4 protein-coding genes are annotated in these 7,211 nt (G+C 66.8%); 3 read left to right on the forward strand and 1 reads right to left on the reverse strand.

Annotation, left to right across the window (positions count from 1 at the left end; all coding sequences use genetic code 11):
* Positions 1–117 precede the first annotated feature (117 nt).
* Both ACFWF3_RS07725 and rffA read left to right on the forward strand, forming a co-directional pair.
* Positions 118–1,158, forward strand: a complete 1,041-nt coding sequence (locus ACFWF3_RS07725) for a glycosyltransferase (RefSeq protein WP_379312937.1) — start codon at positions 118–120, stop codon at positions 1,156–1,158.
* A complete protein-coding gene (rffA, locus tag ACFWF3_RS07730; protein WP_379312938.1) occupies positions 1,155–2,291 on the forward strand; it encodes a dTDP-4-amino-4,6-dideoxygalactose transaminase in 1,137 nt (378 codons plus the stop codon). The genes ACFWF3_RS07725 and rffA overlap by 4 nt, the downstream gene beginning before the upstream one ends.
* Positions 2,292–2,346: 55 nt before the next feature.
* Here the strand turns inward: rffA and ACFWF3_RS07735 are convergent, their stop codons facing one another.
* A complete protein-coding gene (locus ACFWF3_RS07735) occupies positions 2,347–5,304 on the reverse strand; it encodes an AMP-binding protein (RefSeq protein ID WP_379312939.1) in 2,958 nt (985 codons plus the stop codon).
* A gap of 569 nt (positions 5,305–5,873) precedes the next feature.
* Here ACFWF3_RS07735 and ACFWF3_RS07740 point away from each other — a divergent pair.
* A partial coding sequence (locus ACFWF3_RS07740) for a family 2B encapsulin nanocompartment shell protein (protein ID WP_379312940.1) occupies positions 5,874–7,211 on the forward strand: 1,338 nt, incomplete at its 3' end.

Genomic DNA, 7,211 nt, shown 5'->3' on the forward strand with positions numbered 1-7,211 from the left:
GTGTAAAACACTACACAAAATAGTACTTCGTCGGATTTCCCTATTCGGTCCGCACCTTTGCCCCCCCCCTACATGGCCGTCGGATCGGGCGCGCCCGATCGCAACGGATCGAGCCCGGTGCATTCGGTATCGGTGGTCGTCCCGGTGTATCGGGGCGAGGACACGATCGCGGCACTGGTCGCCGAGCTGGACCGGCTGACGGGCCCGAGTACGACCGCGGCGGGCGCCCGGTTCGCGGTCGAGGAGATCATCCTCGTGCACGACAACGGCCCCGACCGCTCCGATGTCGTCCTGCAGGAACTGGAAGGGTCCTTCCCGCAGGTGCGCGCGGTGTGGTTGAGCCGCAACTTCGGTCAGGACGCGGCGACGATCGCCGGTATGGCGGCGGCACAGGGCGACTGGATCGTCACGATGGACGAGGACGGTCAGCACGACCCCGCGTTCATCGCGGACTTCCTCGACGCGGCGCTGGCCTCGCGCGCGGACCTGGTCTATTCGAAACCGTCCAATACCCGCCCGCACGGCTTCCTGCGCAATCTCACCTCACGCGGCGCCAAGATCGTGCTCGCGACGGTGTTCGCGTTCCCGGATTCGACGCGCTTCGAGAGCTTCCGGCTGATCCGCGGCGACATCGGCCGCCAGCTCGCCGAGGTCGCGGCCAACGGCGTGTACCTGGACGTGGCGCTCACCTGGGTCGTCGGCAATACGGTCTCGGTGCCGGTGGTGCTGCGCGCCGAAGGGCGCGAGGAGTCCGGCTACAACTATCGCCGCCTGTTCTCCCTGTTCTGGAAGATGGTGCTGTGCAGCGGCACTCGCGGCCTGCGACTGGTGAGCATGCTCGGGGTCACCCTCGCGCTGGCCGGGGTGATCATGGCCGCGGTGGTGATCGTGCAGGCGTTGACGCAGGACAACCACGATCCCGAGGGCTGGGCGTCGATCATCGTCGTGATGCTGCTGTGCTCGGGCGCGATGCTGTTCTCGCTCGGCCTGATCGCCGAGTATCTCGGTGTCGCACTGCACATCCTGGTCGGCAAGCCGCTCTACCTCACCGTGCAGACCCCGACACCGCGCCCGGATACGATGCATGCGCCGGCCGTGAACCATCGAGTCGACGCCGCGGTACCGGCAGCCGCGACGGAGAAGGGCCATTGCGCGTGAGCGACCGCATCATCTTCAGCAGGCCGTTCCGCGCTGCCGCTGAACGCCCCAATCTGATGACCGTGCTCGATTCCGATCACAGTCACGGCGACGGTCAGTTCACCAAGTCGGCGACGGCGAAGATCAAAGCCATCACCGGCGCCGATCACGCGCTGCTCACCACCTCCTGCACGCACGCGCTCGAATTGGGCGCGCTGCTGCTGGAGCTGGGTCCCGACGACGAGGTGATCGTCCCCAGTTTCGCGTTCACCTCCGCGGCCACCTCGATGGCCCTGCGTGGTTCCACCTGCGTGTTCGTCGACATCGACGAGTCCACCGGCAATATCGACCCCGTCGCCGCGGCGGCCGCGATCACCGACCGCACCAAGGCCATCGTGGTGATGCACTACGGCGGTGTCGCCGCCGACATGGAGCCGCTGCTCGCGCTGGCCGCCCAGCACGGCGTGGCGATCATCGAGGACAACGCACACGGTCTGGGCGGCACCTGGCGGGGCAGACAGCTCGGCACGATCGGCACCCTCGGCACGCAGAGTTTCCACGACACGAAGAACGTGCACTGCGGTGAGGGCGGCGCGCTGCTGCTGTCGGACGAGATCCTGATGGGGCGCGCCGAGATCATGCGGGAGAAGGGCACCGACCGCGCTCGCTTCCTGCGCGGGCAGGTCGACAAGTACTCCTGGCAGGACATCGGTTCCAGCTACCTGCCCAGCGAGCTCAACGCCGCCGTGCTCGACGCCCAGCTGGCCGAGTTCGACACCATCCAGGCCAACCGCCACCGCGTGTGGGACACCTACGCGGCCGCGCTGCCCGACTGGGCGGCACGCAACGACGTGCGCCCGATGACGGTGCCCGCCGACGCGGGCCACACCGCGCACCTGTTCTACCTGCGGATGCCCAGCGAGGACAGCCGCGACGGCATCATCGCCCACCTCGCCGAACGCGGCATCGTCGCGCCGTTCCACTACATTCCGCTGGATTCGAGCCCCGCGGGCCTCAAGTACGGCCGGACCCCGGTGCCGTGCACCCGCTCGGCGAACTTCTCGGCGACGATCGTGCGCCTGCCGCTGTGGCCGCTGCTGAGCGAGGCTCAGCTCGGTCGCGTCGTCGACGCGGTCACCGAATACCAGGTCTAGCCGCAATCGAACAAAGGCCGCCCGGTTTCTGCCGGGCGGCCTTCGCGTTGTGCGGTCAGCTTCCGCCGAACAGCGTCGCCGCCGCGGCGTTGCTGAGCACTTCGTACGCTTCGGTCTCCCGGTTGTAGATCCAGGTACCCGGTCCGGCCTTGGGCAGACCCGCGGCCTGGATCGCCGATGCCGAGGGGCGGAAGCTGGAACTGCGCGGGATCTCGTCGACGACGTAGACCAGGTCAGGGCGCTGGCCGGGCTCCAGCCCGCGCATCGCCTCGGTGACATCGCCCGGTTCGATCCGGAACCCGTCACGCACGCTCAGGGCGGCCGCCGCGATCACGCCTGCCGCGGTCTTCAGCCCGAACGCGACCTCCATGTCGACCGGGGTGATGTCGTTGAGCACGTCCACGATCGGCTGGGTGAACACCGGGCCGCGCACGGCACGGATCACGGTGTCGCGACGGTCGACCAACCAGTAGTCACCGTCGCTGTCACGCCGGAAAAGGTTCTCCGTCGGCCACCAGGCGTCACCGGCGCGGAACACACCGCGCAGCCCACCGTCGGAGATGTCGCCCCCGTCGACGGCCTTGCCGAGCAGCAGCCCGGGTTCGTTGTCGGCGCAGCGGCGGGCGAACCCGTCGTCGCCGACGAGGATCTGCTCGCTGACCGGGTCGTAGGCGACCAATTCGACCCGCGCGGTGCCGGGAACCGGCCTGCCCTTCGATCCGATCTTGGCGCCGGTGACATTCGCCAGCACCACGTCGCCGTCGATCGAGGCGTAGAACTCGAGCACCCTGGCCGGGGCGAACTGTTCGATGGTGCGCCGCCACAGACCCGCGGGCATACCGGAACCGATGAACAGCCGGATCGGGTGGTTGTGCCCTGCGGGAAAGACCTGGGAGTCGAGCAGGTCGCGCAGCATCGTCCAGGTGTAGGTGACGACGGTGACGCCGTAGCGGTGCACCTCTTCGGCGAACCGGCCCGGATCCATGTCCATCGGCCGAGCGAGCGCGATGCGGCTGCCACCGGCGATCGCCCCGCCGAGGCTCACCAGCAGCCCAGACGAATGGTGCAGTGGCGCAAGGCAGTACACCGTGTCACGACGGTCGAGGTCGGCCGCGCTCGCGGTGCCGAACGCCGACAGGGCCCAGCGGTGGTTGGTGATGTACTTCGCCTCCAGGCGCTCGCCGGAGCCGAGGACGAGCACGAACGCGAGTTCGCGCGCCAGGCCCGGGTTCGGCCGGTACCAGGCGGGCACCCGGACCTTCGCCGGGTCGATCTGCTCGAGGTCGATCACACGATCGCTGGTCGGCACCGCGAGTGCGCGGCTGTCGCCGCCGCCGAGTACCAGCACCCTGGCGGCCGTCGCGGCGGCGGTGCGCAGGTTCTCCGGATCGGCGATCAGCGTCTGCACGCCGGTCAGCTCGATGGCCCGGTCGAGTTCGGCGCCCGGCGCCAGCAGCACCGCGACGGCGCCGATGCGCGAGAGCGCCGCGACCGAGGCCAGGGCGCTCGGACGCGTCTCCATCATGATGCCGACGCGCATGGCGGGGCGGATGCCGACCGAGATCAGGCCGCGCACGACATTGTCGACGCGCTCCTCGACGGCGGCATTGGTGTGCACCCGGTCGTCGAAGAGGACCAGGTCCTTCTGCGGTGCGCGGCTCGCGTGCTCACTGAGCAGCTTGCCGAGCGAGATGCGGGTGTGCGGCTGGATCATCCCGAGCCTGGTCAGCCGGGGCAGTGCCCGCGCCGCCTCCCCCGCCATTTCGAGCGATCCGCGAATCGTGTTGCCCGCGATGCCTTCCAGTGCCTTGCCGACACCCGCGCCCGCCTCGGCCAGGCCGGCGGCGGTGTGCACCATCCGGGTGGCGGCGGTGCGCGGCGCGTTGCTCGCGACGTGTTCCTGCATGGGCACGATCTGCTCGGGCAGGGTGCCGTTGCCGTCCATCCAGGCGATCCAGTCGCGCACCATCGGCCAGGTGTGGTTGGTGGCCGTCGAACCGGCGACGAGCCCGAAATGGCCTGCCACCAAACTCGCTTCGTACACCTCGGCATTGGGGGCGGCCCGCACGATGCCACGCACCGCGGCGGGCTGACCGATGTCGTCCACCTCGCCGACGAAGGCCAGGATCGGGCACTTGAGCTCAGCGAGCGACACCGGGTGGTCGCGAATCACGAATCCGCCGAGCATCATTCGATTGTGGGCGACGAACTGCTTGAGCAGATCGGCCACCGCCGGACCCGAATACCCCACCCAGCCATCGCTGTTGAGGAAGCGGCGCTGACGTTCCTTGGGCAGCAGCGCTTCCCGATCGTGCAATTGCAGCAGGAAGTCGATGCGCGACTTGGCGGTCTTCACCGGGTCGAGCATCTGGAAGCCGATGCGTACCATCGATTCGGTGATCGGCAGCCGGTGCATCACGTGGTCGGCGAGGAAATCGGCGACTTCGGAAACCAGACCGTAGGGCAGACCGAACGGCATCCCGTTGACTATGTCGACAGGGCTGCCGAAGGTGACGATGGAGGCCACGCCCTTGCCGTAGCGGTAGGCAGTGGTCTGGTAGGCGAACATGCCGCCCTGGGAGTACCCCATCACATGCAGCTGCGCGCCGGTGGCCTCACAGACGGTGTCGATGGCGGAGTTCACCGCGAGCACGTGGTCGGCCAGGTCGCGTTCCCAGCCGCCCTCCTCGGTCGCGGGTGAGCCGAAATCGATGACCCAGCAGTCGATTCCGCTCTCGTGCAGAATGCCGACCGCGCCGCCTGCCGCGTTGACGTCCCAGATGTCGGCGTTCACCATCAACGGTGGCACCAGCAGCGCCACCGGACGCCCCGGCGTCGTATCGTCGGGGAAGTAATGTCGCAGCCGGTACATGCGTCGGCGCTCGACGACCTCGAAGGGCGAGGACTCGACATCGTGTGACAACCCGCCGAAGCGGATCACCTCCAGCCCGTTCTGCGCGGTAGCCAGCAACCGCTGCACCGAACCGACCACACCTTTTGGACTGATATCCACCGTTCCCACCTGGCCCTACCTGCTCAAAGTGACACACCTCACACACCCCGATGTGCTCATATGAGCTTGCCACATCGGACCTCCATTATGTGTCGGCTGTGACAGGCCGCATGTTCCGGCGATTCGAATCACATGCCCCGCTCAACGGCCGATAACACTGAGGTCACAACTCTCGTACGGTTCGTCGTCACGCCGAGATCGCCCGGGAACCGGCAGCCCATGGCAGAGGTGGCCGCCGCGATGCGGGCGAGCATCGGCACAGAGAACACATCGCGGGCGACTCCCGGACACCCAGCTGTCCGCAATCGCCTCCCGCACAACGGTTCTCCCGGTCATCACCATGTTTTCCCGAATATCCGGCGCGCGGCCACCGCAACCGCCTACCATCGTTATCGTCCGGAACGTACTGACACGCATCAGATTTCGTGTAACACCGTTTCACACGCCCGGTTATCCGCGCAGGACCATTCGCTTCGCACCATGACCCACACCCGAGCCTGTCGCGCATTGTCGCGCCACACAGGTCGATCGGCCGTGCCGATTTCCGTCCCGAGGTGAGGACATATCCCATGACCATCGAAATGCCGTTGCCCACAGACAATTCCGTGCGCAAGAGCCTGAGTACCACGGCCGCGCACAAACTGACACATACCACCAAATCCGAACCGCAGATGCAGGGCATCAGCTCGCGCTGGCTCTCACGCGCACTGCCATGGGTGCAGGTCGCGGGCGGTATCTACCGGGTCAACCGCAGGCTCACCCACACCGTCGGCAACGGCGAGGTGGAATTCGTCGTCGACGGATCCCGGGCCAGGGTGATTCCGCAGGAACTCCGTGAGCTTCCGCCACTGCGCACTATCGACGACGACGAACTCCTGCGCCCACTCGCGGACAAATTCGTGCAATACGACCTCGATCCGGGATCGGTCGTCGCCGAATTCGGCAATCCGATGGATCAGGTGATCCTCGTCGTGCACGGAAAACTCGCCCGGCTCGGCTCCGGTCAATACGGCGAGTCGACCAAACTCGGCCTGCTGTCCGGCGGCGACTATTACGGCGAGGAAATGCTCACCGATCCTTCGGCGATCTGGCCGGACACGGTCAAGACGGTGACCAGAACCACCATTCTCTGCCTGCCGAGACAACAATTCGAGCAATTTCTCGAACTGAACCCGGAGCTGGATCAGATCCGCACCGAAGCGGCCCAGCGGTCGAGCCGGCTCCAGAACTCCAAGGGTGAAGCCGATATCGAGATCTCCTCGGGCCACTCCGGCGAACCGCTGCTCGAGGGCACCTTCGTCGACTACGACGCCAGCCCCCGCGAATACGAACTCAGCCTGGCCCAGAGCGTGCTGCGCGTGCACACCCGCGTCGCCGACCTGTTCAACGATCCGATGAACCAGGTCGACCAGCAGTTGCGGCTCACCGTCGAGGCGCTCTACGAGCGACGCGAGTACGACCTGGTGAACAATGCCGAGTTCGGCCTGCTGCACAACTGCGACCTCAAACAGCGCATCACCACCGAATCCGGCGCGCCGACCCCTGACGACATGGACGAGCTGCTCAGCATGCGGCGCGGCACCAAATTCTTTCTCGCACATCCGAAAGCGATCGCCGCGTTCGGTCGCGAGTGTTCGCGTCGCGGTCTGTACCCCGACCCCGTGGAGTACCAGGGGCACCGGGTGCCCGCTTGGCGCGGCGTCCCCCTGCTGCCGTGCGGCAAGATCCCGGTCAGCGACACCCAGACCACATCGATCATGGCGATGCGCATCGGTGAGAAGGATCAGGGCGTCGTGGGGCTGCATCAGACCGGAATTCCCGACGAATACGAGCCGAGCCTCAACATCCGGTTCAAGCAGATCGACGACCAGTCGATCATGTCGTACCTGGTGAGCTGCTATTACTCC

Source organism: Nocardia sp. NPDC060220, assembly GCF_042727815.1.
Taxonomy (GTDB): Bacteria; Actinomycetota; Actinomycetes; order Mycobacteriales; family Mycobacteriaceae; genus Nocardia.